The organism is Ideonella sp., assembly GCF_041287625.1.
In the GTDB taxonomy this organism is placed as follows: domain Bacteria; phylum Pseudomonadota; class Gammaproteobacteria; order Burkholderiales; family Burkholderiaceae_C; genus Ideonella.
Map to the genome: position 1 here is coordinate 55,774 of NZ_JBGGNH010000033.1, position 25,548 is coordinate 81,321.

The 25,548-nt window shown below is 66.1% G+C and carries 22 protein-coding genes; 9 read left to right on the forward strand and 13 right to left on the reverse strand.

Features of this window, described 5'->3' with window-relative positions:
- Positions 1-49: 49 nt before the first annotated feature.
- Positions 50-1,186, forward strand: a complete 1,137-nt coding sequence (locus ACAH41_RS13450) for a PilT/PilU family type 4a pilus ATPase (RefSeq protein WP_325650191.1) — start codon at positions 50-52, stop codon at positions 1,184-1,186.
- Positions 1,187-1,188: 2 nt separating this feature from the next.
- Complete coding sequence (locus ACAH41_RS13455; protein WP_325650190.1) at positions 1,189-2,082, forward strand: NAD(P)-dependent oxidoreductase; 894 nt, start codon at positions 1,189-1,191, stop codon at positions 2,080-2,082.
- Positions 2,083-2,114: 32 nt separating this feature from the next.
- On the opposite strand, the gene ACAH41_RS13460 is transcribed toward ACAH41_RS13455, so the two are convergent.
- From ACAH41_RS13460 to ACAH41_RS13470, 3 genes are all read right to left on the reverse strand, one after another.
- Complete coding sequence (locus ACAH41_RS13460) at positions 2,115-2,744, reverse strand: BON domain-containing protein (protein ID WP_325650189.1); 630 nt, start codon at positions 2,742-2,744, stop codon at positions 2,115-2,117.
- 56 nt (positions 2,745-2,800) lie between these two features.
- Complete coding sequence (locus ACAH41_RS13465) at positions 2,801-3,400, reverse strand: SIS domain-containing protein (protein ID WP_325650187.1); 600 nt, start codon at positions 3,398-3,400, stop codon at positions 2,801-2,803.
- Positions 3,401-3,498: 98 nt separating this feature from the next.
- Entirely contained in the window at positions 3,499-3,921 is a 423-nt protein-coding gene (locus ACAH41_RS13470) for a YraN family protein (protein WP_325650185.1), read from the reverse strand.
- On the opposite strand from ACAH41_RS13470, the gene rsmI reads away from it, so the two are divergent.
- Complete coding sequence (rsmI, locus tag ACAH41_RS13475; protein ID WP_325650183.1) at positions 3,920-4,888, forward strand: 16S rRNA (cytidine(1402)-2'-O)-methyltransferase; 969 nt, start codon at positions 3,920-3,922, stop codon at positions 4,886-4,888. The two genes, ACAH41_RS13470 and rsmI, sit on opposite strands and share 2 nt — an antisense overlap.
- 157 nt (positions 4,889-5,045) lie before the next feature.
- Here rsmI and ACAH41_RS13480 read toward each other — a convergent pair whose 3' ends face one another.
- A complete protein-coding gene (locus tag ACAH41_RS13480; protein ID WP_325650181.1) occupies positions 5,046-5,423 on the reverse strand; it encodes a hypothetical protein in 378 nt (125 codons plus the stop codon).
- Positions 5,424-5,590: 167 nt separating this feature from the next.
- Here ACAH41_RS13480 and tldD point away from each other — a divergent pair, with 167 nt between their 5' ends.
- Both tldD and ACAH41_RS13490 read left to right on the forward strand, forming a co-directional pair.
- Entirely contained in the window at positions 5,591-7,054 is a 1,464-nt protein-coding gene (tldD, locus tag ACAH41_RS13485) for a metalloprotease TldD (RefSeq protein ID WP_325650180.1), read from the forward strand.
- A gap of 152 nt (positions 7,055-7,206) precedes the next feature.
- Complete coding sequence (locus ACAH41_RS13490; RefSeq protein WP_325650178.1) at positions 7,207-8,442, forward strand: glycosyltransferase family 2 protein; 1,236 nt, start codon at positions 7,207-7,209, stop codon at positions 8,440-8,442.
- Here ACAH41_RS13490 and ACAH41_RS13495 read toward each other — a convergent pair.
- Both ACAH41_RS13495 and ACAH41_RS13500 read right to left on the reverse strand, forming a co-directional pair.
- A complete protein-coding gene (locus tag ACAH41_RS13495) occupies positions 8,414-9,775 on the reverse strand; it encodes a hypothetical protein (protein WP_370538327.1) in 1,362 nt (453 codons plus the stop codon). The two genes, ACAH41_RS13490 and ACAH41_RS13495, sit on opposite strands and share 29 nt — an antisense overlap.
- 161 nt (positions 9,776-9,936) lie before the next feature.
- Entirely contained in the window at positions 9,937-11,178 is a 1,242-nt protein-coding gene (locus ACAH41_RS13500; protein WP_325650326.1) for a sulfatase, read from the reverse strand.
- Between the two features lie 439 nt (positions 11,179-11,617).
- On the opposite strand from ACAH41_RS13500, the gene ACAH41_RS13505 reads away from it, so the two are divergent.
- Complete coding sequence (locus tag ACAH41_RS13505) at positions 11,618-12,766, forward strand: 3-deoxy-7-phosphoheptulonate synthase (RefSeq protein ID WP_325650176.1); 1,149 nt, start codon at positions 11,618-11,620, stop codon at positions 12,764-12,766.
- A gap of 35 nt (positions 12,767-12,801) precedes the next feature.
- On the opposite strand, the gene ACAH41_RS13510 is transcribed toward ACAH41_RS13505, so the two are convergent.
- Both ACAH41_RS13510 and ACAH41_RS13515 read right to left on the reverse strand, forming a co-directional pair.
- Positions 12,802-14,106 (reverse strand): hypothetical protein, encoded by a 1,305-nt coding sequence (locus ACAH41_RS13510; RefSeq protein WP_325650175.1) that lies wholly within the window; start codon positions 14,104-14,106, stop codon positions 12,802-12,804.
- A 211-nt stretch (positions 14,107-14,317) separates the two neighbouring features.
- Positions 14,318-14,926: a cob(I)yrinic acid a,c-diamide adenosyltransferase gene (locus ACAH41_RS13515; RefSeq protein ID WP_325650174.1), complete on the reverse strand. Its 609-nt coding sequence runs from the start codon at positions 14,924-14,926 to the stop codon at positions 14,318-14,320.
- A 53-nt stretch (positions 14,927-14,979) separates the two neighbouring features.
- Here ACAH41_RS13515 and ACAH41_RS13520 point away from each other — a divergent pair, with 53 nt between their 5' ends.
- Positions 14,980-15,756, forward strand: a complete 777-nt coding sequence (locus tag ACAH41_RS13520) for an SDR family oxidoreductase (RefSeq protein ID WP_325650172.1) — start codon at positions 14,980-14,982, stop codon at positions 15,754-15,756.
- Positions 15,757-15,791: 35 nt separating this feature from the next.
- Complete coding sequence (locus ACAH41_RS13525) at positions 15,792-17,204, forward strand: FAD-linked oxidase C-terminal domain-containing protein (RefSeq protein WP_325650170.1); 1,413 nt, start codon at positions 15,792-15,794, stop codon at positions 17,202-17,204.
- Positions 17,205-17,267: 63 nt separating this feature from the next.
- On the opposite strand, the gene ACAH41_RS13530 is transcribed toward ACAH41_RS13525, so the two are convergent.
- The 5 genes from ACAH41_RS13530 to ACAH41_RS13550 form a co-directional block, all read right to left on the reverse strand.
- Positions 17,268-18,899, reverse strand: coding sequence for a SpoVR family protein (locus ACAH41_RS13530; protein WP_370538328.1), 1,632 nt, complete (start codon positions 18,897-18,899; stop codon positions 17,268-17,270).
- 8 nt (positions 18,900-18,907) lie between these two features.
- Positions 18,908-20,191, reverse strand: coding sequence for a YeaH/YhbH family protein (locus ACAH41_RS13535; RefSeq protein WP_325652622.1), 1,284 nt, complete (start codon positions 20,189-20,191; stop codon positions 18,908-18,910).
- A 198-nt stretch (positions 20,192-20,389) separates the two neighbouring features.
- Positions 20,390-22,312: a PrkA family serine protein kinase gene (locus ACAH41_RS13540; protein WP_325652621.1), complete on the reverse strand. Its 1,923-nt coding sequence runs from the start codon at positions 22,310-22,312 to the stop codon at positions 20,390-20,392.
- A gap of 580 nt (positions 22,313-22,892) precedes the next feature.
- On the reverse strand, positions 22,893-23,798 hold the full coding sequence (locus tag ACAH41_RS13545) for a ParB/RepB/Spo0J family partition protein (protein ID WP_325652619.1): 906 nt from the start codon (positions 23,796-23,798) through the stop codon (positions 22,893-22,895).
- A gap of 29 nt (positions 23,799-23,827) precedes the next feature.
- Positions 23,828-24,421, reverse strand: coding sequence for an alpha/beta fold hydrolase (locus ACAH41_RS13550; RefSeq protein WP_325652617.1), 594 nt, complete (start codon positions 24,419-24,421; stop codon positions 23,828-23,830).
- Between the two features lie 74 nt (positions 24,422-24,495).
- Here ACAH41_RS13550 and argC point away from each other — a divergent pair, with 74 nt between their 5' ends.
- On the forward strand, positions 24,496-25,443 hold the full coding sequence (gene argC / locus ACAH41_RS13555; protein ID WP_325652615.1) for an N-acetyl-gamma-glutamyl-phosphate reductase: 948 nt from the start codon (positions 24,496-24,498) through the stop codon (positions 25,441-25,443).
- The last annotated feature ends 105 nt before the right edge of the window (positions 25,444-25,548 follow it).

Sequence of the window (25,548 nt, forward strand, 5' to 3'; positions counted from 1 at the left end):
AGCCAGCAGACCCTTCCTCCTTCTTTCCTCCTTCGAAAGACCCCGCCCCATGGAACGCGATCAGGCCTCGAAATTCGTCAGCGACCTGCTGCGCCTGCTGGTCACCCGCAATGGCTCGGACTTGTTCCTGACCGCCGACTTCCCGCCGGCGATCAAGGTCGACGGCAAGGTCACCAAGGTCTCGCCGCAGCCACTGACCGGCGCGCACACGCTGGCCCTGGCGCGCGCCATCATGAACGACAAGCAGGCGGCGGACTTCGAGCGCGACAAGGAGTGCAACTTCGCGATCTCGCCGCAAGGCATCGGCCGCTTCCGGGTCAACACCTTCCTGCAGCAAGGCCATGTGGGCATGGTGCTGCGGACGATTCCGGCGCATTTGCCGACCATCGACGAGCTGAGCCTGCCGCGGGTCCTGAAGGAAGTCTCGATGACCAAGCGCGGGCTGGTCATCATGGTCGGCGCCACCGGCTCGGGCAAGAGCACCTCGCTGGCGGCGATGGTGGACTGGCGCAATGAAAACGCCTATGACCACATCATCACGATCGAAGACCCGGTCGAGTTCGTGCACCCGCACAAGAACTGCATCATCACGCAGCGCGAGGTCGGCATCGACACCAACGACTGGGAGGTCGCGCTGAAGAACTGCCTGCGCCAGGCGCCTGACGTGATCCTGATGGGCGAAATCCGCGACCGCAAGACGATGGAGCTGGCGGTCGCCTTCTCCGAAACTGGCCACCTGTGCATGGCCACGCTGCACGCCAACAGCGCCAACCAGGCGCTGGACCGGATCATCAACTTCTTCCCCGAAGAGCGGCGCGACCAGCTGCTGATGGACCTGTCGCTGAACCTGAAGGCGATGGTTTCGCAGCGGCTGATCCCGCGCCAGGAAGGCAAGGGCCGGGTCGCTGCAGTGGAGATCATGCTGAACACGCCGCTGATGGCCGACCTGATCTTCAAGGGCCAGGTGGGCGAGCTGAAGGAGCTGATGAAGCGCTCGCGCGAACTCGGCATGCAGACCTTCGACCAGGCGCTGTTCGACCTGTACGAGGCCCACGCGGTGAACTACGAGGATGCGCTGCGCAACGCCGACTCGGTCAACGACCTGCGGCTGAACATCAAGCTCAACAGCAGCCGCGCACGGGTCAGTGACCTCTCTGCCGGCACCGAACATTTGACGATCGTCTGATCATGACCAAGACCTACGAAGCCACCCCGTCGCAAACCGTCGCCTTCATCGGCCTGGGCGTGATGGGCCACCCGATGGCCGGCCACCTGCAACGCGCCGGCCACCAGGTGACGGTCTACAACCGCAGCGCGGCCAAGGCAGCGGCATGGGTAGCGGAATACGGTGGCCGCAGCGCGCCGACGCCGCGTGAAGCAGCGGCCGGCGCCAGCTTCGTGTTCTGCTGCGTGGGCAATGACGACGACCTGCGCTCGGTCACGCTGGGCGCTGACGGCGCATTCGCCGGCATGGCCGAAGGCGCGGTGTTCGTGGACCACACGACCGCCTCGGCCGAGGTGGCGCGCGAACTGCACCGAGCGGCGCTCGGGCTGGGCCTGCAGTTTGTCGACGCGCCCGTCTCGGGCGGCCAGGCTGGCGCAGTCAACGGCCTGCTGACGGTGATGTGCGGCGGCGACGCCGCACCGTTCGACGCGATGCAGCCGGTGGCCATGGCCTATTCGCGCGCGGTGACCCGCGTCGGCGAGGTCGGTGCCGGGCAGTTGGCCAAGATGGTCAACCAGATCTGCATTGCCGGCGTGGTCCAGGGCCTGTCCGAGGCGATTGCCTTCGGCCAGCAGGCCGGGTTGGACATGAAGCAGGTGCTGGACGTGATCGGCAAAGGCGCGGCCCAGAGCTGGCAGATGGACAACCGCGGCAAGACCATGGTCGACGGTCAGTTCGAGTTCGGCTTTGCGGTCGACTGGATGCGCAAAGACCTGGGCCTGGTGCTGGACGAAGCCCGCCGCAACGGCGCCAGGCTGCCGGTGACGGCGCTGGTCGATCAGTTCTATGCCGACGTGCAGGCCCTGGGCGGCAAGCGCTGGGACACGTCCAGCCTGATCCGCCGGCTGCGCGGCTGAGCAGTTCCCAGCCGCTGCGGCGGCGGTAGCACTCAGCGCGCCTGCAGCGCTTTGCGTTCTTCTTCGGTGATGGTCTCGGTGACCTTCACGACCTTCTGCACACCGCTGATGGCGCGCGCCAGGTTGGCCGCACGGTCGCTCTCCTCGACGGTAACCCGGCCCATCAGGTAAACGATGCCGCGCTCAGTGACCACCTTGAACGCATTCGCCTGCACGTCGCCCGCGTCGACGAAAGTCGCCTTGACCTTGCTGGTGACGATGAGGTCGTTCGAGCGCGAGGTCAGCGAGCTGCTGCCCATCACCGCGGTTTCGTTGGTCACCGAGCGAACGTTCTCGATGCCGGCCACGGCTTGCTCCAGCGCTGCACGGTCGGCCTCGTTCGGCACTTCGCCGGTCAGCAGCACCCAGCGGTTGTAGCTGACCACGCCGACGTGGCCGCGGTCGCCCAGCACCGCGCTGACCTTGCGCGCGGCCTTGGACTCGATGGCCGCGTCCTCCACTTGCGCACCGGAGGTGCGGCGGTCGGTGTAGAGCAGCACGCCGCCGGCGGCGCCGCCCAGCATCAGCGGCACGCAGGCGCTGAGGCCAGCGCCGGCCAGCGTGGTGGCGGCCAGCAGCGTGGTCAGGGAAGCAAGGCGGCGGGGAGTGAAAACAGCAGGCATGTGAACTCGGGTTCTGACGGGCCCACAGGGCCGGGATCGGGCGACGGTGGCGCGGCTCAGGCCGGCTCGTCTTCGCCCAGCAGTTGAATGTCGATCGCATCGCACAGCGTGTGCAACGCCATCAGGTGCAGCTCGCGCACCCGCGGCGCGCGCGGGCTGGCCACTGGAATCCAGACGTCGGTCTCGGCCAGCAGGTCCGGCCAGGGGCCAGGGTCCCCGCCGGTCAGCAGCAGCACGCTCATGTCCTTGTCGTGCGCGGCCCGCACCGCGGCATGCAGCGCCGGGTCCGTGGACAGCAGGCCGGCAAACACCACCAGCAGGTCGCCGGGCTGGCCCAGTGCGCCAATCTGCGTCGCCAGCAGCAGCTCCGGCGCCGGACCGGCCTGACCGCCCAAAGGCCTGGCCAGCGCCGGGCCCAGGGCCATTGCGGCCAGCGAGGGCCGCTCGCGCTCGAAGCGCAGCATCAGCGCGGCGCACAGCCACTGGGCCAGGTCAGCGTCCGCCCCCTGGCCACAGGCCAGCAGCTTGCCGCCTGCGGTGAGGCAGCCGACCGCCGCTTGCGCGGCCTCGGAAATGGGGCGGGAGAGGGCTTCGGCAACCTGGTTGAGCAGGTCGGCGGTTTCGAAGAAATGGTGCTGGATGCGAGCTTCAAGCATGGGCGCCGATGATAAGCCGCGGGCGTGACCCGATCCGGCTACCGCTTGGGTGCTGGCCGGCGCCAGGAGTTCCCTGCAACTGACGGCGAGCGGGCGATTCATGCAGCGTCGAAGGCGGCTTTCAGCCACTCGATGCGGCCATCGTCGATCGCCACCACATCGAAACGGCACGGTGGCAAGGTGGCGAATTGCAGCAGGTAGGCGCGCGCGGCATAGATGAGCTTTTGCTGCTTCGTGCGCGTGACGCTGGCCGCGGCGCCGCCATGCGCGCTGCCACGGCGCGCACGCACTTCGACGAAGACCAGCGTGCCGTCACGGTCGCGCAGGATCAGGTCGATCTCGCCGGCCCGCCGAGAAGGGCCGCGGGCGAGCCGATAATTGCGTTCGACCAGCTTCAGGCCATGGCGCTGCAGATGCGCCAGCGCCTGGTCTTCGGCCTGCACACCGGAGGGCACCTCGCCCTCGGTGCCCCCGGCCGCTGCGGCAGGCACCACCGCCACAGCGCGTTTCCAGAACCCCATGTCCGCCCCCTCCTCATCCGCCCATTTGCTGCAAGCCGCAGCGGCCGCCGCCGGCGGCCAGAGCTTTCCGGCCAGCACGCTGTACGTGGTGGCCACGCCCATCGGCAACCTGGCCGACTTCAGCCTGCGTGCGATGCACACGCTGGCGCTGGCCGACGCCGTGGCCTGCGAGGATACGCGGGTCAGCGGCGGGCTGTTGCGCCACCTCGGGCTGGACAAGCCGCTGATCGCGCTGCACGAGCACAACGAGCAGAGCGCCGCGGCCAAGGTGCTGGAACGCCTGGCGCGCGGCGAGCGCGTGGCCTATGTCAGCGACGCCGGCACGCCGGCCGTGTCGGACCCCGGCGCGGTGCTGGTGGCGCAGGCGCAAGCCGCCGGCTACCGCGTGATGCCGCTGCCAGGCGCCAGCAGCGTGGTCACCGCCTTGAGCGCCGCAGGTTGCCTGGCGGGCCACAGCGGCGCAGTGGGCTTTCACTTCGCCGGCTTCCTGCCGGCCAAGGGTGGCGATCGCCAGGCGGCGCTGGAACTGTTGCTGCAGCAGGCCGGCGCGACGGTGCTGTTCGAGGCGCCGCACCGCATCGAGGCCTTGGTGACGTCACTGGCCGAGCGCTGCCCGGAGCGCAAGGTCACCTTGTGCCGTGAGCTGACCAAGCAGTTCGAGCAGATTCACAGTGCGCCCGCCGCCAGGCTGCCGGCCTGGCTGGCAGCGGATGCGCAGCGCCTCAAGGGCGAGTTTGCGCTGGTGCTGCACCCGCTCCCGCCCGCGGTGCAACAGGACGGCGACGATGGCCTGCCCGCCGAGGCCAAGCGGCAGCTCAAGGTGCTGCTGCGGGAATTGCCACTGAAACAGGCCGTGGCGCTGGCGGCCGAACTGAGCGGCACCTCTCGCAACGCGCTCTACACGCTGGCACTGCAATGGCGCAACGCAGCCGGCGACGACGACAGCAGCGAGCCCGGCGAGGGCTGAGCAAGCCAGTCGCCAAAACGAAAAAGCCCGCCGGGGCACGAGGCCGAGGCGGGCTGCAGCGAGATCAACCGGAGGCTTCAGGCCTGGACCGACGACACCGGCGCTGGGGCTCAGTCAGCGCGGATGCCGGCGGGTGGCCAGCAGGGCCCTGGGAGGATCACTGTTGCGGGGTGGTCGCCGGCGCGGCGGTCTGGCCGTCGTGCGCCTGGCGGGCAATGTGGTGGTTGGTGCGGCGCTCGGCGGCGCGAACGCGGCTGCGCTCCTTGGCGGTGACCGTGCCATCGGCCGCGGCCTTGTCCTGCAGGTTGCTGATGTGCGTTTGCTGCTTGTCCAGGCGATTCGTCTCGGCAGCATTCAGGCCACCGCTGGCAGAAGCCTTGTCGATGCGCTGTTGCTGGCGGTCCTGCTTTTGCGCGATGTGCGGCGTGCTGGCGCCACGTTCGACCGGGGCCGCGGTTTGCGCGGAGGCCGCCAGGCTGGCCAGGGACAGGATGCTGGCCAGGGCCAGTGCAGAGGTGGTTTGCAGCTTGAACATGGGATCGCTCCTTCGAATTGGGTGGGACAAAGAGGCCGGCGCAAGTGGGTGAGGTGCATTGCCGCCGGATGTGAAGCACAACGCATCCCATGCTGCGTGAGATGACATCGAATGGTCAATGCATGTAACGCCCCACAGGCGGCAGGCGCACTCCTACAATCAAAAACATGATCTCGCGCGAACCCACCCTCGAACGGCTTGCCGTGGCCCAAAGTCTGCTCCTGGACCCGTACCAGCTGTCGGAAGCCAGCCTGTCCCGCGCCCTGGCCACCATCGGTGAACACCGGGTGGATGACGCGGATCTCTACTTCCAGTACACCCGCCACGAAGGCTGGAGCCTGGAAGAAGGCATCGTCAAGAGCGGCAGCTTCTCGATCGACCAGGGCGTGGGCGTGCGCGCCATCGCCGGCGAGAAAACCGCATTCGCCTATTCGGACGACATTTCCGAAGCCGCGCTGCTGGACGCCGCGCGCACCGTGCGCAGCATCGCCGCCGCGGGCCAGAGCCGCCGCGTCAAGCTGGACCGCAAACCGCAGGTCGCCAAGAGCCGGCTGCTGTACGCGCCGCTGGACCCGATCGCGACGCTGGACAGCACGCAGAAGGTCGCGCTGCTGGAGCGCGTCGAGAAGATGGCCCGTGCCCGCGACCCGCGCGTGGTGCAGGTCATGGCTGGCCTGGCCGCCGAATACGACGTGGTGATGGTGGCGCGTGCCGACGGCACCCGCGCCGCAGACGTGCGCCCGCTGGTGCGCCTGTCGGTCACCGTCATTGCCGAGCAGAACGGCCGCCGCGAAGTCGGCTCCGGCGGCGGCGGTGGCCGCTTCGGCCTGGGCTACTTCCAGGACGCCCAGCTCAACGAATACGTGGACCAGGCCGTCAACGCGGCGCTGACCAACCTCGATTCCCGCCCCGTGCCGGCCGGCATGATGACCGTCGTGCTGGGCTCCGGCTGGCCCGGCGTGATGCTGCACGAAGCCGTGGGTCACGGCCTGGAGGGCGACTTCAACCGCAAAGGCGCGTCCACCTTCTCCGGCCGCATTGGCGAACGTGTGGCGTCCAAGGGCGTCACCGTGCTGGACGACGGCACACTGACCGACCGCCGCGGCTCGCTGAACGTCGACGACGAAGGCAACCCGACCCAGCGCAACGTGCTGATCGAAGACGGCATCCTGCGCGGCTACATCCAGGACAGCATGAACGCCCGCCTGTCCGGCGTGAAGCCCACCGGCAACGGCCGCCGCGAAAGCTACGCCCATGTGCCCATGCCGCGCATGACCAACACCTACATGCTGGCCGGCGACAAGCCCAAGGAAGAGATCATCGCCAGCATCAAGCGCGGCCTGTACGCCACCAACTTCGGCGGCGGCCAGGTCGACATCACCAGCGGCAAGTTCGTCTTCTCCGCCTCCGAAGCCTTCTGGGTCGAAAACGGCAAGATCCTTTACCCCGTCAAAGGCGCCACCCTGATCGGCAACGGCCCCGACGCCATGACCCGCATCAGCATGATCGGCAACGACCTCGAACTCGACACCGGCGTCGGCACCTGCGGCAAGGAAGGACAGAGCGTGCCAGTGGGGGTCGGGCAGCCGACGTTGCGGATTGATGGGTTGACGGTGGGTGGGACGGCTTGAGCGAGTTCGTCTTCGTCACCTTCCCTGCCCGGCCAGCTGGCATGCCGGTGACAGGTTGACTGCAGCAATCGATGTTTTCTTTCCTGAGCGGCGCGCGTCAAAAGCGCAACAAGAACGAAGCAACCAGCGAGCCTGAGTCCACAGGCGACGCCATGCCTCAGCCCGCTGCAACCAAGGCTGAAGCGCACTCGGCCGAGGTAGAACAGCCCTTCCCCGGCCTGGGCGGCATCTTCGACAAGGTTCGGGACCTGAAAAAGGCTGGGCAAGCACAGGCCGCCGGTGAATTGCTGACGTCAACCTTCCGCGAGCGCGAGCATCCGGTGGTGGCCTATCGCATGATCGCGACCTTGCTGGACTTGCGCTGCTACGACACGATCCTCGAATTTCCGTCAGCCAAGCCCTTCAATTCGCGTGACTTCTCGCTGGCCGAGCACTTGGTCAGCGCAGGACCGGATCGCGCCACCTCGCCCCTGATGCCAGACTCGCCGGCATGGCAAGGACTGGGCTACGTGACCATGGTGAAGGACGAGCAGGACATCCTGCTGTTCAACCTGGTCTGGCACTACGCGATGGGGGTGCGTCGATTCTTTGTCATCGACAACCTGTCCACTGATCGCACGCCGGCACTGCTGCAACATTTCCAGCAAGCCTTCACCGATGCCACGGTGCTCACGCTCAAAGACACGGTGATGGCCCACTTCCAGGGCCGCAAGGTGTCCGGCGCCTGCTGGTACCTCAAGTCCTTGTGGCCTGAGCTGGAGTGGCTGATCCTTGTAGACGCAGACGAGTTCGTCTGCAGCGACCGGCCGCTGCGTGACCTGCTGGCGGTTGTGCCCCCTGAGGTCGATGCCGTGGCACTGCCCAAGAGCATCTATGCGTTGATGCCCGGCGATGCGGCAGAAGATGTGGACTACTTCTTCCGCCGACTGACCCACCGGCAGCCGCGGTCACACGTCTCGGCCAAGGTGATCGTGCGGGCGCGCGTTGGCATGGAAATCGCGCAAGGCAATCACAAGCTGCTGGAAGCCGGCCACTACGCCCGTGCGAGCTATACCTCTTTGCCTGGCTTGACGATGCGCGAGTACCCGATGCGCACGCGAGCCCAGTTCGAACGCAAGGTGATCAGCGGTGCGCGGGCTGTGAAGGCGGCACGCGAGCAAGGACTGGCCGCCGTGGGCGGCGACCATTGGACGAACCTGTACCGACTGCTTGAACAGGGTGGACCGCAGGCGCTGCAGGCCAGGCTCGATGCCCAGATCGCCAACAATGCAGAGCGGGCCTGCATTGCAGACCCGCTGGCTATGGACACGATGATGGATCGCCATCTGCCTGACTGGCGTCAGGCAGTGCCATTGACCGTTACTGCGGCCCCACGAACAGGCTCTTGAAGCCGCCGCCGATTTCCGCCCGGAAGTTGCTGTCCGGGTTGTAGACCTCCTGCGCCACGTCGGTCGACAGCAAGGCCCAGGCACCGGGATCGTTCCAGGCGCTGCCCCACAGCGAGGCGATCTCGGCATCGGAAACGGCGCTGGGTGCCTTGTTGACGGCACGGCCAGTGGTGATTCGCAAGACATTCACCAGCTGATCAAGGCTGATCGTCACGTCGAAAGTCTTGGCGGCAAACGTTGCGTGCTGGGACGCTTCACCTTGCGAGGTCCACAGTGCCAGCCCACGCTCTGAATCACTGGTGGTGACACCGTTGCCGTAGATCGGCCCGCTGACGATGGGAATGCCGCCTTGGACGGGATCGCCCCATACCTTGGCGTTCACGAACCACGACTCGCCCGACCAGTTGCTCACGCCTGTGCGCATGATCGCGGTGTCCATCAGGTACTGGATCTGGCAAGGATTGGTGGCCTCGTCCTGCCGGCACTTGTGGTTGTAGAACGTGGCCATCATCTGTTGCTTGACCTGGGCCATCGCCCGGCCACCCTCGACGCTGGCGGTGGTCAGCCCCTGTTCGCTGCGCAGACGCGCCTTGGTGCCGTTGAGCCAAGGCTGCAGCGGATCAGCCAGCCAGGCTGCATGGCGGAAGTTCACAAACGTGCCCGTGATGTAGGCGTTGTCGCCCTTGCCGTTCTGGCCGCTGCTGGAATACGGGCCGAAGAAGCTGGCCTGACCATCGCTCTGAATGCCCGAGCTGGTCAGCAAGGCCATTGCGCCGTTGGCATCAGACGCATTCAGGAAGGCGCTGGAGGCACCACGCTTGGCACGCGAGGCGGCATCACAAGCCGAAGTGTTGGCAGAAGGCACCCAACGCAACTCTGCGCCTACGGCATCGGCCGGCACACCGGTCAAGCCAGAAACATCGGCGAGCCGCGTGTCGCTGAACGAATCCAGCGGGCCCTGCGAACCAGCCGTGCAACCCTGAGCCTGACCGAAGAAGAAGATCTTCATGCCAGGCGACAGCGCCGTGTTGCCGTCGTTGGGATCCCAGAAGGCGGTCAATGCCGTGCCACCGGCCACTTTGTTCAGTGAGCTCGCGCTCGCATTTGCTGCTCCGGGCGCGAAATAGAAGCTGTCTGCACCGATCGTCAATTCTGGCGCGATTGCCTGGCCGTCGCCCTGCGGCTGCTCGGCCGGCACGCTCGTCCCGGAGTCGCCACCACCGCCACCGCATCCGACGACCAACCCGCTGACCAAGAGCGCAAGACCCAGCCCCGTGCTGTGCGCAAGCTTGCGCGCGTGTTCCTTGTTCCTGATTCCGACCGTGCTGACCATGATTGACTCCGTTGCAGGAGCGCGACCCATGGGGGGGCGCGCTTGCAAAGGTCATCGGTGGCCAGGGCACTTGTCTTGAAGTGGAGGTGCAGGCGGTTCGTTGGCTTTCTGTCGCTAAAGTTGGTCGGGCAAGTGTCGAAACCCGGCTTGATGCCGGAGATTTACACGGGGCGAGCCGGCATCAGCGCGTCGAGCTGGGCCATCAAAGGCTCGTGAGACGCATCTCCCGCCAGATTCTTGTACTCGTGCGGATCGACGGATTCGTCGTAAAGCTCCCTTTCGCCAGAGCCATAGCGGATGTACCGCCACTGGTCCGTGCGTATGGCATGGTCGTATTGCTCATGTGTGGTGAGCACAGGCACATCCCAACTGCGCGATGGCTGCTCGATCAAGCGACGCAGGCTGATGCCGTCCATCGGGTAAGCCGGTGCGGCACCGCAGTAATCCAGCAGGGTCGGCACCATGTCACGCAGGCTGACGCACGCACGCTGGCGGACCGAAGTGGCTTGACCTGGGCGCCGCATCAGGAAGGGCACGTGCGTGGACCGCTCCCACAAAGCCTCCTTGTGCCAGTGGAACTTCTCGCCCAGATGGAAGCCGTGGTCGCTCCAGAGCACGACCATAGTGTTGTTCGCATGCGGGCTGGCGTCCAACGCCGCGATCAATCGGCCAATTTGTTCATCCACCCATGAAATGCTGGCCAGATAGGCTTGCACGGCATCGGCCCACAGGTTCTGCTTGGTAATGCACTGATGGAAGTTCCATTGCAGCGCGATCGCTCGTCCCACTGGCCCCAGGTCGTCCAGGTCATCTGCGGGCGCCTCCGGGAGCGCCAGTCCTTCTTTGGGATACATGTCGAAAAAGCGCTGGGGCACGTACCAGCCAACATGCGTGCGCACGAACCCAACCCCCAGAAAGAAGGGCCTGCTGCGACTGGCCGATGCCAGATAGTCGATGCCCTGCTGTGCGAAGCGGTAATCGGGATGGTCTGAGTCCGGGCCGCTGGTCGGGCCCCAATCAAAAGCACCGACACCTGTGCCACTTGGACACACCTTGTTGGCGTAGGGAGTGGTCGTAGGAAACGGCTGCGAACCCAGGGTGAAGTTGTGATCAACCTTGCCATAGAGCTGCGTGGCGTAGCCCGCATTGTTCAGCATGCCCCACAACATCGGCTTGCCCGGATTCACTGTGCTGAAGGTTTGGTCGAGATCCCAAACCCCTGTTGATTGCACCGACAGGCCGGTCAGTGCACTGGCACGTGATCCAGTGCAGGTCGGCGCGTTGCAATAGGCCCGCTCGAACACAGTGGAACGCGCAGCCAGCGCGTCCATGTTGGGCGTCTTGACTTGGGGGTGGCCTTTGAGAAATCCGACCCAATCATTCAGGTCGTCAATGGCGATCATCAGCACGTTGGGCGGCGGGCCACTTTCCCCGCCGGAGTCGCCATCACCGGGAGTTTGATCCGGACCGCCATCTCCTCCCTCAGACGAACTTCCACCACAACCTATTAAAGCAGCGCCCACTCCCGCAAGCTGCAACCATGTCCTGCGTCGCATGCATCCCCCTCATTTCCCTGTCAATGGACCGCTTGAAAGTTGCGGCCTTGTAAAACACCAAAGCATAACCTTTTTCCTTTGCAACCCCGCCCGTGCTACATTCGCCGCGTCATGCGCACCCCGCGATTTTTCTTTGCCTACTTTTGGTCCTCGCCCCGTTTGGCGGCTGGAGAGGCAATCGCGCGCGACTGAAGCATCAAGCGAACATCCCCAGAAAACCGCCGGCCCCACCGGCGGTTTTTTTTCGCCGGTGCCCAGGGCCACCACTGTCCCCAGGAGAAGCCCGATGAATGCCAAGGCGACCACGCCCCAGCCCCTTTCCGCCCTGTCGAGCAGCGAGGCCCGCAGCGGCCTGGTGCTGAGCGAGCGCACCAGCGAGACCGACGACCAGCGCATCCAGGAGGTGACACCTTTGCCGCCACCCGAGCACCTGATCCGCTTCTTCCCCATCGCTGGCACGCCGACCGAGCGCTTGATCCAGTCGACCCGGCAGACGGTGCGGCGCATCATGAAGGGCCAGGACGACCGGCTGCTGATGGTGATCGGGCCCTGCTCGATCCACGACCCGGCCGCAGCGGTGGCATACGCGCGCAAGCTGCAGCCGCTGCGCCAGCAGTACGCCGACACGCTGGAGATCGTGATGCGGGTCTACTTCGAGAAGCCGCGCACGACCGTCGGCTGGAAGGGGCTGATCAACGACCCGTACCTGGACGAGAGCTACCGCATCGACGAGGGGCTGCGCATGGCGCGCCAGCTGCTGGTCGAGATCAACCGGCTGGGCATGCCGGCGGGCAGCGAGTTCCTGGACACGATCAGCCCGCAGTACATCGGCGACCTGATCTCGTGGGGCGCCATCGGCGCACGCACGACTGAAAGCCAGGTGCACCGCGAGCTGGCTTCGGGCCTGTCCGCGCCCATCGGTTTCAAGAACGGCACGGACGGCAACATCAAGATTGCGACCGATGCGATCCAGGCCGCGGCGCGGCCACACCATTTCCTGTCGGTGCACAAGAACGGCCAGGTGGCGATCGTCGAGACTAAGGGCAACCAGGACTGCCACGTCATCTTGCGCGGCGGCAAGGCGCCCAACTATGACGCGCAAAGCGTGATGGCGGCCTGCAGCGAACTGGAAACGGCCAAGCTCACGCCTTCACTGATGGTGGACTGCAGCCACGCGAATTCGAGCAAGCAGTACCAGCGCCAGCTGGACGTGGCACGCGACATCGGCGCGCAGCTGCAAGCCGGCAGCCGGCAGATCTTCGGTGTGATGGTCGAGAGCCACCTGGTGGCCGGCGCGCAGAAGTTCACGCCGGGCAAGGACGACGCGAGCGCACTTTGCTATGGCCAGAGCATCACCGACGCCTGTCTGGGCTGGGACGATTCGGCCGAAGTGCTGCGCGTGCTGAGCGAAGCGGTGAAAGCGCGCCGCGGCTGAAGCCACCGCCTCAAAAGAGGCACCTCTTCAGCTCTTCAGCGTGGCGCCTGAGAACCGGCGTACAGGTCCAGCACGCCGCCGGCGATCTCGACCCTGCCGGCATCGTCCGGGTTGTAGACCTCCTGGCCGACTTCGGCCGACTGCAGCACCCAGGCGTCGCGTGCGTCCCAGCGGCTGCCCCAGCGCTGGCTCATCTGCTCGGCGCTGAGCTGGGCCGGTGCCACGCCCAGTTGCTGCGCGGCGACCACGCGGGCGGCGTTCAGCAGTTGGTCCAGGCTGATGGTGGCATCGAAGGTGCGTGGCGCAAACGTGCCGTGCTGGGTCGAAGAGCCTTGCGAGGTGAACAGGCCAAAGCCGCTGTGCGGCTCGCGCGTGGTCTCGCCGGGCCCACCGAGGCTGCCGCGCACGACCGCCGCGCCACCGCGCGCGGGTTCCAGCGTGACATGGCCGTTCAATTCGAAAGCGTCCTGGGCCGAACTGGCGTGCACTTCGGAGCGGGCCAGCACCGTGTCGAGTTCGTATTGCAACTGGCATGCAGCGGCCCGCTGGCCCTTGGCGCAATCGGCGTTGACGAAGGTCGCACGCAAGAGCTGGCGCACCTGCACCGTGGCTTGCGTGCCGCGACGCAATGTCAACGAGGCGACCTGCTGGCGGGTGCGCAGGCGCGCGGCGGCACCGGCAGCGGACCAGGGCAAGGTGCCACCGGCCTGGCGCTGCGGTGGCCGGAAAGTCATCGCACTGCCGGCGGTGCCGGCGTTGGCACCCGAGCCATCTTCGCCGGCGGCATCGAGCGGGCGCAATGCGGCGCGCTTGCCGTCGGCCTGGATGCCGGTGGTGGTGACCATGCCGATGCCGCCCGCGCCTTCTTGCGTGTCGACAAAGATGGCCGTGGCGCCGGACTGGCTGGCTTTCTCGCCACCGCATTCGTGGTTCGCAGGCTCGGAACTCCAACGGGTGCTGGCGGGCGTGCGCTGCGCGGGCAGCCCGGTCAGCCTGGACAGGGCTTGCAGCTTGGCGTCGGTGGGGACCGCAACCGTTGCGGCCGCCCCTTCGGCGCCGCCACATGCCATGGGCCTGCCCCACAGCAAGACACCCACGTCACTGGCGGACGGGTCGGCTGCCGCGCGACGCTGTGCCTTGCCTGCACTGGCCACGACGCGCGCGCTGGCTTTTTCCAGCTGCCGCAGTGTCGCCACGTCGGCCGGGCGGAAATACACCGCGTCCGCACTGAGCTGCACGGCCGGGCCGGTGCTGGTGCCGTTGTCCAGCGCATTGCCGCGTGCCAGGTCAACGCCGCCGCCGCAAGCGCACAGCACCGCAACAGCAGTCAGTGTTGCCACGCATGCGGCGGGCCTGAGCCCGCAGCCTTGCCCTTGCAGGGCCTTGTGTTTGAACATTGCCGTCCCTTGTCAAGGAACGGCAAAGCCAAGCGGCCGCTCCTGCCCGGGATTTCGGGCGGCGGTGCGGCGGGTTAACTGCAACGATCAACGCAAGCGCGTCAAACGTGAAAGTCAGCACACGCTTTCAGCTGTGTGCAAAGAATTTGGCAGATCAGGCGGCAGGCGCGTCGTCTTCCGGCAACGCATCGGCCTGCTGGCGCGCCAGGCGCTCGCTGCGCCAGTAGACGTCGTCACCGCCGAGGCCGTCGAGGTTGGCACGGTTCAGCACCCGGGCCAGCACGAACATCAGGTCGGACAGGCGGTTCAGGTACTGGCGCGGCGCGTCGTTGACGGCCTCGTGGGCGGTCAGCGCCACGACAGCGCGCTCGGCGCGGCGGGCGATGGTACGCGCCACATGGGCCAGCGCCGCGCTGCGGGTGCCGGCCGGCAGGATGAACTCGGCGAGACGAGGCAGCGCTGCGTTGTAGTGCGCCAGCGCGGCGTCCAGTCCCGCCAAGGCTTCTTCCTTCAACAAGGTGTAGCCCGGAATGGACAGCTCACCGCCGAGGTTGAACAGCTCGTGCTGGATGACGACCAGCAGCTCGCGCACGTCGTTCGGCAGCGGCTCGGCCAGCAGCACGCCAATCTGCGAGTTCAGTTCGTCCACGTCGCCCATCGCGGCAATGCGCAGGTGGTGCTTGGGCACGCGCTGGCCGTCGCCCAGCCCGGTGGTGCCGTCGTCGCCGGTGCGGGTGGCGATTTGTGAGAGTCGATTGGCCATGTCGCGATGTTAAGCGGCGGCGCCCCGCTGGCGTTTTGGGCTAGATTGCCGACATGACGCTGCCTCCCATGCCTCTTTCGTCGTCGTCCCCCGTGTTGCTGGTCACTGGCGGTGGACGCGGCATCGGCGCCGCCATTGCCATTGCTGCCGCTGCGGCGGGTCATGCGGTCGCCGTGAACTACCACCGCGACGAAGGCTCGGCGCATTCGGTGGTTCAACGCATCGTCGCGGCCGGCGGCAAAGCCGTCGCGTTGCAGGCCGATGTGGCGCAGGAAGACCAGGTGCTGCGCCTGTTCGCAGCGGTCGACCAAACGCTGGGCCGGCTGACCGGGCTGATCAACAACGCCGGCATGCTGGCGCCGCAGATGCGGGTCGAAGACATGAGCGCCGCCAGGCTGCAGCAGGTGCTGGCGACCAATGTGATCGGCTGCTTCCTGTGCGCTCGCGAAGCGGTGCGCCGCATGGCGCGCAGCCGCGGCGGCGCGGGCGGTGCCATCGTCAACCTGTCCTCGATGGCCGCCAAGCTGGGCGCGCCCGGCGAATACGTGGACTACGCCGCCTCCAAGGGTGCGGTCGAAAGCATGACCATCGGCCTGGCCAAGGAGGTGGCCACCGAAGGGATTCGCGTCAACGGCATCCGGCCAGGCCTGATCCACACCGACATCCACGCCAGCGGCGGCGAGCCGGGCCGCGTGCAGCGGCTGGAAGCCAGCGTGCCGATGGGCCGCGGCGGGGAGCCCGAGGAAGTGGCGGCTGCGGCGCTGTGGCTGCTGTCGGACGCCGCCTCGTATTGCACCGGCACTTTCATCGACGTGTCCGGCGGGCGCTGAACGCCAGGCCGAGACACGCAGCAGGAGACCAGCAGATGAACGCCCCTCACCTCACCCCCGACCAGATCGCGCGGCCCGTGCCAGCCGAGTTGCTGGCGCAGTTGCGCGCGCACTTCGGCGAACGCTGCAGCACCGCGCTGGCCGTCCGGCAACAGCATGGTCGCGACGAGTCGCCGTTCGACGTGCCGCCGCCCGAGGCGGTGCTGTTCTGCGAAAGCACGGCGGACGTGGCGCTGGCCGTGCGGCTGGCGGCCGCGCACCGCGTGCCCGTCATTGCCTACGGCGCGGGCTCGTCCCTGGAAGGCCACTTGCTGGCGGTGCAAGGCGGCCTCAGCCTGGACCTGTCGCGCATGAACCAAGTGATGCGGGTGCAGGCCGAGGACCTGACGGCCACCGTGCAGCCCGGCGTGCTGCGCAGCCAGTTGAACCGCGAAATCAAGGATCAGGGCCTGTTCTTCCCGATCGACCCGGGCGCCGACGCGTCCATCGGTGGCATGAGCGCCACGCGCGCTTCCGGCACCAACGCCGTGCGCTACGGCACCATGCGCGAGAACGTGTTGGCGCTGGAAGTGGTGACGGCCAGCGGCGAGGTCATCCATACCGGCACCCGCGCGCGCAAGAGCAGCGCCGGCTACGACCTGACGCGGCTGATGGTCGGCAGCGAAGGCACGCTGGGCATCATCACCGAGGTCACGCTGAAGCTGCACCCGCTGCCCGAGTGCGTGGCCGCGGCGATCTGCTTTTTTGCGGACGTGGGCGCGGCCGTCAACACCACCATCCAGCTGATCCAGCTCGGCGTGCCGATCGCCCGCTGCGAGCTGCTGGACACGCACGCGGTGCGGGCGGTCAACCACCACGACCACCTCGGCCTGAAAGAAGCGCCGATGCTGCTGATGGAATTCCACGGCAGCGATGCCAGCGTCAAGGAACAGGCGGCCACGGTGCAGGAGCTGGCGCGCGACTGGGGTGGCCAGGACTTCCAGTGGGCGACCACGCCGGAAGAGCGCACGCGGCTGTGGACCGCGCGCCACCACGCCTACCTCTCTGCGCTGCAGATGAAACCCGGCTGCCGCGCCGTCACCACCGACACCTGCGTGCCGATCTCGCGCCTGGCCGAGATGGTGACCGCCGCGCTGGCCGAAGCCGAAGCCGCCGGCCTGCCGCACTTCGTGGTCGGCCACGTCGGCGACGGCAACTTCCACATCGCCTACCTCATCGACCCAGCCCTGCCGGCAGAGCGCGAACTGGCCGAAGACCTGAACCGCCGTGTCGTGGAACGTGCCATCGCGGCGCAAGGCACCTGCACCGGCGAGCACGGCATCGGCCTGCACAAGCAGGGCTTCCTGGTCGACGAAACCGGCGAAGGCGCGGTGGCGATGATGCGCGCCGTCAAGCAGGCGCTGGACCCGCACAACATCCTGAACCCGGGCAAAATCTTCCAGCTGTAAAAACAGGCACCTGAAACAAAGCGGGCCGGCAACTGCCGGCCCGTCGCCTCATGGCCTTGTGCTTCAGGGCGCCGGCACGTTCCAGCGGCGCGTCACGTCGCCCTGGCCATTGACGCTTTCCAGGTGCACGCCAAATCCCCAGAGGCGGGCAACGTGCTTGAGGACTTCGTTGGCGCCATCGTCCAGGGGGCGGTCGTTGTGCTGGGTGTGGCGCAGCGTCAGCGAGCGGTCGCCGCGCAGGTTGACGTTCCAGACCTGGATGTTGGGCTCGCGGGTGCCGAGGTCGTACTGGCGTGACAGCGCTTCGCGCACGCGGCGGTAGCCGGTGTCGTCGTGGATGGCGCTGACCTCCAGCTCGCTCTGCTTCTCGTCGTCGCTGATGGCGAACAGGCGGAAGTCGCGGATCAGCTTGGGGCTGAGGTACTGGCCGATGAAGCTCTCGTCCTTGTAGTTGCGCATCGCCTGGTCCAGCACCGGCAGCCAGGGCTTGCCCGCGATGTCGGGGAACCACTGCTGGTCTTCCTCGGTGGGCTTGTCGCAGATGCGCTTGATGTCGGTGTACATCGCAAAGCCCAGCGCATACGGGTTCAGGCCGGAGTAGCCGCGGTCGCCCACGCGCGGCTGGTAGACCACGTTGGTGTGCGACTTGAGCCACTCGATCATCACGCCGTCGGTCAGGAAACCGTCGTCGTACATGGTGTTGAGCAGCTTGTGATGCCAGAAGGTCGCCCAGCCTTCGTTCATGACCTGGGTCTGGCGCTGCGGGTAGAAGTACTGCGCAACCTTGCGCACGATGCGCACCACCTCGCGCTGCCAGGGCTCCAGCAGCGGCGCGTTTTTCTCGATGAAATACAGCAGGTTCTCTTCCGGGTCGACCGGGAAGCGCTTGGCCTGCTTTTCCTCTTCGGCCACTTCGGCCTTGCGCGGCAGCGTGCGCCAGATGTCGTTGACCTGCTGCTGCGCGTGGTGCTCGCGGTCCTTGCGCATGGCCAATTCTTCGGCGAGCGACTTTTTGCTGGGCCGGCGGTAGCGGTCCACGCCGTGGTTCTGCAGCGCGTGGCAGGAGTCGAGGAACAGCTCCACCGTCTCCACGCCGTGGCGCTCTTCGCACTCGGCGATGTAGTTCTTGGCGTAGACCAAGTAGTCGATGATGGACGCCGCGTCGGTCCACATCCGGAACAGGTAGTTGCCCTTGAAGAAGCTGTTGTGGCCGTAGGCGGCGTGGGCGATCACCAGCGCCTGCATCGCCATCGTGTTTTCCTCCATCAGGTAGCTGATGCAGGGGTTGGAGTTGATGACGATCTCGTAGGCCAGGCCCATGTGGCCGCGGCGGTAGTTCTTCTCGGTGGAGATGAACTCCTTGCCGTAGCTCCAGTGCCGGTAGTTCACCGGCATGCCCACGCTGGCGTAGGCGTCCATCATCTGCTCGGCGGTGATGATCTCCAGCTGGTTGGGGTAGGTGTCCAGGCCATAGCGCCTGGCGGTGGACCGAATGACGTCGTGGTACTGCTCGATGAGTTCGAACGACCAGTCACTGGGGTCAGACAAGGGCCGCTCGGGCCGCTGGGGTGAAGGCAAGGGGGACTCCAAGGACATGCGAGGCTTGCGACGGTCACCGTCGGTTGGGATCTTGGCCGGTTTGTCGGCGAAACGGCGGTCCTGGGAGAATTCGCGGTGCGTGTCGGCAGTGATCATGGCAGTGCTCATGCAGTCGCCCCTTCCTTCTTGAAGAGATCACGGAAGACTGGGTAGATCTGCGAGGCCTCGACGGCCTTGCGCATCGCAAATTGCTTGTGGGTGCCGGTCAGCCGGGCGTACTCCTCCCACAGGTTCTGTTCTTCTTCTGCGACCTGCACATACGCGTAGTAGCGGCAGGCCGGCAGCAGTTTTTCGGTCAGCAGCTCGCGGCAGCGGCCGGAGTCGTGGTGCCAGTTGTCACCATCGCTGGCCTGGGCACCGTAGATGTTCCATTCGGTCGGGTTGTAGCGTTGCGCAATGATCTGGCTCATCAGCTCCAGCGCGCTGGACACCACCGTGCCGCCGGTCTCCCGGGCGTGGAAAAAGTCGTCTTCGCTGACCTCTTGCGCCTGGGTGTGGTGGCGGATGAAGACCAGGTCGATCTTCTCGTAGTGCTTGGTCAGGAAGAGGTACAGCAGGATGAAGAAGCGCTTGGACAGCTCCTTGCGCTGCTCGTCCATCGAGCCGGAAACGTCCATCAGGCAGAACATCACCGCTTTGCTGGTGGGCACCGGGGTGCGCACTCGGCTGCGGAACTTCAGGTCGATCGGGTCGAGGAAGGGAATCATCCCGAGTCGCGCCTTCAACACGGCAATGCGTTCCTCGGTCTCGCGCAATTCCTTCTGGATGACTTCGTCATCGCTGGGATGGCGCTTCAGGAAGGCGACCCGCTCTTCAAGCCGATGCAATTCACGGCGCGACTCGCCGCCGAGCGCAATGCGGCGGCCCAGGGCACCGCGCATCGAGCGCACCACGTGCAGGTTGTTCGGCGTGCCATCGCTGGAATATCCGGCTCGGTGAGATTTCCATTCAGGCACCTCTGCGAGCTGGGTCCGGATCAAATGCGGCAGCGCCAGGTCTTCGAAAAAGACCTGCATGAACTCCTCGCGGGACAGCGAGAACACGAAGTCATCGTCGCCCTCGCCCGAATCGCTGGCCTGGCCCTTGCCGCTGCCCTTGCCACCGCCGCCCTTGGGGCGTTCGATGCGGTCCCCGGTCACGTACTCCTGGTTGCCTGGGTGCACCATCTCGCGCTGGCCGCCCTGGCCATGGTGGAACATCGGCTCGGTCAGGTCCTTCTTCGGAATGCGCACCTCTTCGCCGCGCTCCAGGTCGCGGATGCCGCGCCCGTCGACCGCGCGGCGCACCGCGTCGCGGATCTGGTCCTTGTGGCGCCGCAGGAAACGCTCGCGGTTGCCAATCGACTTGTTCTTGCCCGCCAGCCGCCGGTCAATGATCTGCTGGAGCATGAGGGCCTTTCCTGGATTGCCTGATTCACTCAGGTCAGTTCAAACACCGTTATCGTGCGCCGCGAAAATCCGCATGCCCGTCGCCACAGGAAACCCCGTGGCCGGAGCGACGCAGGCCCAGCGCCGGGCCGCTCCCAAGCGGGCCCGCGAGCCCCCTCGGGGGGCGGGCTGGCGTACCCGCCAGCCCGGGGGCTCCACTCACGAACTCTTGCGCACCCGCAAGTACCACTCGCACAGCAAGCGCACCTGCTTGGGCGTGTAGCCCTTGCGTACCATGCGTTCGACGAAGTCTTCGTGTTTCTTGGCCTCGTCGGCGCTGGCCTTGGCGTTGAAGCTGATGACCGGCAACAACTCCTCGGTGTTCGAGAACATCTTCTTCTCGATCACCGAACGCAGCTTCTCGTAGCTGGTCCACAGCGGATTTTTGCCGGCGTTGTTGGCGCGGGCGCGCAGCACGAAGTTGACGATCTCGTTGCGGAAATCCTTCGGGTTGGCGATGCCGGCCGGTTTCTCGATCTTCTCCAGTTCGCCGTTCAGCGAGGCGCGGTCGAACACTTCACCGGTGTCGGTGTCGCGGAACTCCTGGTCCTGGATCCAGTAGTCGGCGTAGGTGACATAGCGGTCGAAGATGTTCTGGCCGTATTCGCTGTAGCTCTCAAGGTAAGCCGTCTGGATTTCCTTGCCGATGAACTCGGCATAACGCGGCGACAGCTGCTCCTTGATGAAGGCGGTGTACTTCTGCTCCAGCTCGGCCGGGAACTGCTCGCGCTCGATCTGCTGCTCCAGCACGTACATCAGGTGCACCGGGTTGGCGGCCAATTCCTGCGAGTCGAAGTTGAAGACCTTGGAGATGATCTTGTAGGCAAAGCGGGTGGAGATGCCGCTCATGCCTTCGTCCACGCCCGCGTAGTCCCGGTACTCCTGGTAGCTCTTGGCGCGCGGGTCCGTGTCCTTCAGGTTCTCGCCATCGTAGATCTGCATCTTGGAGAACAGCGACGAGTTTTCGGGTTCCTTCAGCCGCGTGAGGATGGCGAACTGGCTCATCATCTTCAGCGTGCCCGGTGCGCAGGTGGCACCAGCCAGCGAGGAGCCCTTGAGCAGCTTCTCGTAGATCTTCACTTCCTCGGACACGCGCAGGCAGTACGGCACCTTGACGATGTAGATCCGGTCCAGGAAGGCTTCGTTGTTCTTGTTGTTGCGGAAGGCTTTCCACTCGCTTTCGTTCGAGTGCGCCAGCACCACGCCGTCGAACGGGATCGCGCCGAAGCCTTCCGTGCCCTTGAAGTTGCCTTCCTGCGTGGCGGTCAGCAAGGGATGGAGCACCTTGATCGGCGCCTTGAACATTTCGACGAATTCGAGCAAGCCCTGGTTGGCCAGGCACAGGCCGCCGGAGTAGCTGTAGGCATCCGGGTCGTCCTGGGCGTAGCTTTCAAGCTTGCGGATGTCGACCTTGCCAACCAGCGCCGAGATGTCCTGGTTGTTCTCATCGCCCGGTTCGGTCTTGGCAATGCCAACCTGCTTCAGGATGCTGGGGTGGCGCTTGATGACCTTGAACTGCCGGATGTCGCCCCCGAACTCTTCCAGGCGCTTGACGGCCCAAGGGCTCATCACGCGGTTCAGGTAGCGGCGCGGAATGCCGTATTCGCTTTCAAGGATAGGGCCGTCCTCGATCAGGTCGAACAGGCCGAGGGGCGACTCGTTGACCGGTGATCCCTTGATCGCATAAAAAGGTACCTCTTGCATCAGAGACTTCAGCCGTTCGGCGATGGAGCTCTTGCCGCCACCGACGGGGCCCAGCAGATAGAGGATTTGCTTCTTTTCTTCCAGCCCTTGTGCGGCATGGCGGAAATAGGAGACGACCTGTTCGATCGCGTCTTCCATGCCGTAGAACTCGGCGAAGGCCGGATAGATCTTGATGACCTTGTTCGCGAACAGCCGCGACAGGCGCTGGTCGTTTCGCGTGTCGACCATCTGCGGCTCACCGATCGCCTTGAGCATGCGCTCGGCGGCGGTGGCGTAGGCCAGTGGATTGCGTTTGCACTCGTTGAGATAGTCCTCGAGGGATATCTCCTCTTCACGGGTGCGTTCGAACCGGGCTGCGAAGCTGCTGATCACGTCCATGGGACCTCCTGTGCAGGGAAGGCGCTGCCGGGTGCAAGACCGATCAGCGGCTGGAAAGTTTTGATGGAGTCCCGGCTTGACTGAGCCCGGGCGCCATCAGAGCGTTCCGATCAGAGACGTGTGATTCGTGTGCGTTGCGAGGCTTTAGATTGCGACTGAAATCAGTGTGTCAAACGCGTGAAAAGACGGGCTTTCAGGGGCTTTCCACCGCAACCGCCTGTTTGCAACATCTCGCATAAGGTGTGCCAGACAAGCAGCTTGGCGCGGTCTGAACCTGCTGGACGCAGCGCCTTTGTCATCGTTATGAAACCATCTTCGCGCCGTTTGCGGGAAGGTGCAAGTAGGCGCAACGGCGAGGCACACGTCAGACAGCATGACGTGACAAACGCCACAGAGCGGCAGCTGGACGACAGCCAGGACTCCTGGCGAACCCTCGGGGCGCGCCCGGGTGATGGCCCATACGGCGCTTCGTATGGCATGCGATGCCCCACGGGCGACCGCGCCCAGTTGGTGCGCGGGCCTGCTCAACAGTGGTCATTCGCGGGGTCGAAGCGACAGGCAATGCGCCTGGCCGCGGGCGTTAGCGTTCGGTTATGCCCAGCTTGTCCAGCAGGCCGGCCAGTTCGTCCAGCGAGCCGAAGCGGATCACGACCTCGCCCTGTTCGCCGCGGCGCGTCTTGCGCTGCACGCGAATCTCGACATCGGCCGTCAGCTTGTCGGCCAGCTGTTCTTCGAGGCGCACGATGTCGCGCGACTTCTCGCCGGCCACCCGCAGCAGCGGCGTCTGCCGGCCGGGGTTCAGGGCCTTGGTGGCCAGCTTCTCGGCCTCGCGCACCGAAAGCTTCTTGGCGACGATCTCGTTGGCCGTGAGGATTTGCTGGGCCGCCGGCAGCGGCAGCAGCGCACGCGCATGGCCCATGTCCACGTCGCCGGCCATCAGCATCTTCTGCACCGGCTCGCTGAGTTGCAGCAGGCGCAACAGGTTGCTGGCTGCGCTGCGCGAGCGGCCCACGCTTTGCGCCGCCTGTTCGTGCGTCAGGCCGAATTCGTCGACCAGGCGCTTCAGGCCTTGCGCTTCTTCCAGCGGGTTCAGGTCCTCGCGCTGGATGTTCTCGATCAGCGCCATCACCGCGGCGGCTTCGTCCGGCACCGGCTTGACCAGCACCGGCACCTCGGTCAACCCGGCAAACTGCGCGGCCCGGAAGCGGCGCTCGCCGGCAATGATCTCGTAGCGGCCCGGCGTGTCCAGCGGGCGCACCAGGATGGGCTGCATGATGCCCTGGCTCTTGATGCTCTCGGCCAGCTCGTAGAGCGAGCCCTCGTCCATGCGGGTGCGCGGCTGGTACTTGCCGGCCTGCAGCTGGGCGATCTTCAACACCGAAGGGTGACCGTCGCGCGCAGCGGCTGCGGCCGGGGTGTCGCTGACCTTGGGGCCCAGCAAGGCCTCCAGCCCCATCCCGAGGCCCTTGGGTTTTTTGGTTGCCATATCGGCCGATTGTCGGCGATGACCGGGCTTCAGCCGGGGCCTGTGACAGCTTTGTCGTCGTCGGCTTCATCCGGGTCGGCCATCAACTGCTGCAGCACCGTGCGTCCTTCCGGCCAGTCTCCCAGGCCGGAGTCGCCATTCAGGTGACCCAGCGGGCCCAGCGCCAGGCAGGCCACACCCCAGTCGGCGGCCATCTGCATGGCCCGCGGAAGGCTGCAGAACGGGTCGTCGCTGCTCACCAGCGCCACGGCGGGGAACGGCAGCGGCTTGCGCACGATGGGCCGCCAGTTGTGCAGCTGCGGCGGCATGTCGTCGCGCTCGGTGTCCGGCGGGGCGACCAGCAGCGCAGCCTTCACGCGAGCGGCGTGCTTCGAATGGGCGGCCCAGGCGGCCGCCAGCTGGCAGCCGAGGCTGTGTGCCGCCAGCACCGCCGGCCGTGGGTCGGCCAGCAGCACTTCGTCCAGCCGGGCCATCCAGTCGCCTCGGCGCGGCCACTCCCAGTCGGCCTGGAGCACGCGCTCGTCGCCGTACAAGGCTTCCCAGCGGCTTTGCCAGTGGGCCGGGCCGGAGTTCTGCCAGCCCGGCAGCAGCAGGACACGGGGCGCCAGGATGGGCTTGGTCATGAAAGCGTTGGAGGCGATGCCGTATGCTGTGAAGTTCACCTTGATTCTGGCGCAAGCCACTCCGCGAGGACCGCATGAGCAGCTACAAAGTCTTTGTCGACGGCCAGGAAGGCACCACCGGTCTGCGCATCCACGAATACCTGGCGCGCCGGCCGGACATCGAAGTCCTGCGCATCGACGCCGACAAACGCAAGGACAACGCCGAGCGCGCCCGGCTGCTGAATGCCGCGGACGTGGCCTTCCTCTGCCTGCCGGATGCGGCTTCGCGCGAAGCCGTCTCGCTGGTCACCAACCCCGACACCTGCCTGATCGACGCCAGCACCGCGCACCGCACCGTGCCCGGCTGGACCTTCGGCATGCCCGAACTTGCGCCAGGCCAGCGCGACGCGATCCGCGCTGGCAAGCGCATCGCCAACCCCGGCTGCCACGCCAGCGCCTTCATCCTGGCGCTGCGCCCGCTGGTGGACGCCGGCCTGGTGCCGGCAGACGCCGCCGTCTCGGCGACCTCGCTGACCGGCTACTCCGGCGGTGGCAAGAAGATGATCGAGCAGTACCAGGCCGGCGGCGACGCCAGGCTGGACGCGCCTCGCCCTTATGCACTGAGCCTGGCCCACAAGCACCTGCCGGAGATGGCAGCGCACACGGGCCTGCAGCGGCCACCGGTCTTCCTCCCGGTAGTCGCCAACTTTTACAAGGGCCTGGCCGTCAGCGTGCCGCTGCACCTCTCCCAACTGGCACCCGGCACCGATGGCGCCGCGCTGCAGCGCGCACTGGCCGAGCGTTATGCCGACGAGGCCTTCATCCGCGTGATGCCGCTGGGCGGCGACCCGGCCACGGTCGAAGAGGGCTTCTTCGACGTGCAGGCCTGCAACGACACCAACCGGGTCGACATCTTCGTGTTCGCCAACGCCCACCAGGCTTTGCTGCTGACCCGGCTGGACAACCTGGGCAAGGGCGCCAGTGGCGCCGCGGTGCAGGCCATGAACGTGCACCTGGGCGTAGAGGAATCGCTGGGGCTGTGACCCCCTAAGCTGCAGTTCATCACCCTCCGGGGGGACAGACGCAAACGACCGACTGGGGCATGCTCAGCATGGGCAGTTGTCCTACGCTGCATTGCTTGCAACTGC

Bases quoted from the DNA above. Each gene is read 5' to 3' on its own strand.
- ACAH41_RS13455 (WP_325650190.1), top strand. From the start codon at position 1,189: ATGACCAAGACCTACGAAGCCACCCCGTCGCAAACCGTCGCCTTCATC.
- ACAH41_RS13530 (WP_370538328.1), bottom strand. From the start codon at position 18,899: ATGATCACTGCCGACACGCACCGCGAATTCTCCCAGGACCGCCGTTTC.
- ACAH41_RS13495 (WP_370538327.1), bottom strand. From the start codon at position 9,775: ATGGTCAGCACGGTCGGAATCAGGAACAAGGAACACGCGCGCAAGCTT.
- ACAH41_RS13525 (WP_325650170.1), top strand. From the start codon at position 15,792: ATGAACGCCCCTCACCTCACCCCCGACCAGATCGCGCGGCCCGTGCCA.
- ACAH41_RS13505 (WP_325650176.1), top strand. From the start codon at position 11,618: ATGAATGCCAAGGCGACCACGCCCCAGCCCCTTTCCGCCCTGTCGAGC.
- ACAH41_RS13545 (WP_325652619.1), bottom strand. From the start codon at position 23,798: ATGGCAACCAAAAAACCCAAGGGCCTCGGGATGGGGCTGGAGGCCTTG.
- rsmI (WP_325650183.1), top strand. From the start codon at position 3,920: ATGTCCGCCCCCTCCTCATCCGCCCATTTGCTGCAAGCCGCAGCGGCC.
- argC (WP_325652615.1), top strand. From the start codon at position 24,496: ATGAGCAGCTACAAAGTCTTTGTCGACGGCCAGGAAGGCACCACCGGT.
- ACAH41_RS13480 (WP_325650181.1), bottom strand. From the start codon at position 5,423: ATGTTCAAGCTGCAAACCACCTCTGCACTGGCCCTGGCCAGCATCCTG.
- ACAH41_RS13520 (WP_325650172.1), top strand. From the start codon at position 14,980: ATGACGCTGCCTCCCATGCCTCTTTCGTCGTCGTCCCCCGTGTTGCTG.
- ACAH41_RS13450 (WP_325650191.1), top strand. From the start codon at position 50: ATGGAACGCGATCAGGCCTCGAAATTCGTCAGCGACCTGCTGCGCCTG.
- ACAH41_RS13515 (WP_325650174.1), bottom strand. From the start codon at position 14,926: ATGGCCAATCGACTCTCACAAATCGCCACCCGCACCGGCGACGACGGC.
- ACAH41_RS13550 (WP_325652617.1), bottom strand. From the start codon at position 24,421: ATGACCAAGCCCATCCTGGCGCCCCGTGTCCTGCTGCTGCCGGGCTGG.
- ACAH41_RS13500 (WP_325650326.1), bottom strand. From the start codon at position 11,178: ATGATCGCCATTGACGACCTGAATGATTGGGTCGGATTTCTCAAAGGC.
- ACAH41_RS13470 (WP_325650185.1), bottom strand. From the start codon at position 3,921: ATGGGGTTCTGGAAACGCGCTGTGGCGGTGGTGCCTGCCGCAGCGGCC.
- ACAH41_RS13490 (WP_325650178.1), top strand. From the start codon at position 7,207: ATGCCTCAGCCCGCTGCAACCAAGGCTGAAGCGCACTCGGCCGAGGTA.
- ACAH41_RS13460 (WP_325650189.1), bottom strand. From the start codon at position 2,744: ATGCCTGCTGTTTTCACTCCCCGCCGCCTTGCTTCCCTGACCACGCTG.
- ACAH41_RS13540 (WP_325652621.1), bottom strand. From the start codon at position 22,312: ATGGACGTGATCAGCAGCTTCGCAGCCCGGTTCGAACGCACCCGTGAA.
- ACAH41_RS13465 (WP_325650187.1), bottom strand. From the start codon at position 3,400: ATGCTTGAAGCTCGCATCCAGCACCATTTCTTCGAAACCGCCGACCTG.
- tldD (WP_325650180.1), top strand. From the start codon at position 5,591: ATGATCTCGCGCGAACCCACCCTCGAACGGCTTGCCGTGGCCCAAAGT.
- ACAH41_RS13535 (WP_325652622.1), bottom strand. From the start codon at position 20,191: ATGCTCCAGCAGATCATTGACCGGCGGCTGGCGGGCAAGAACAAGTCG.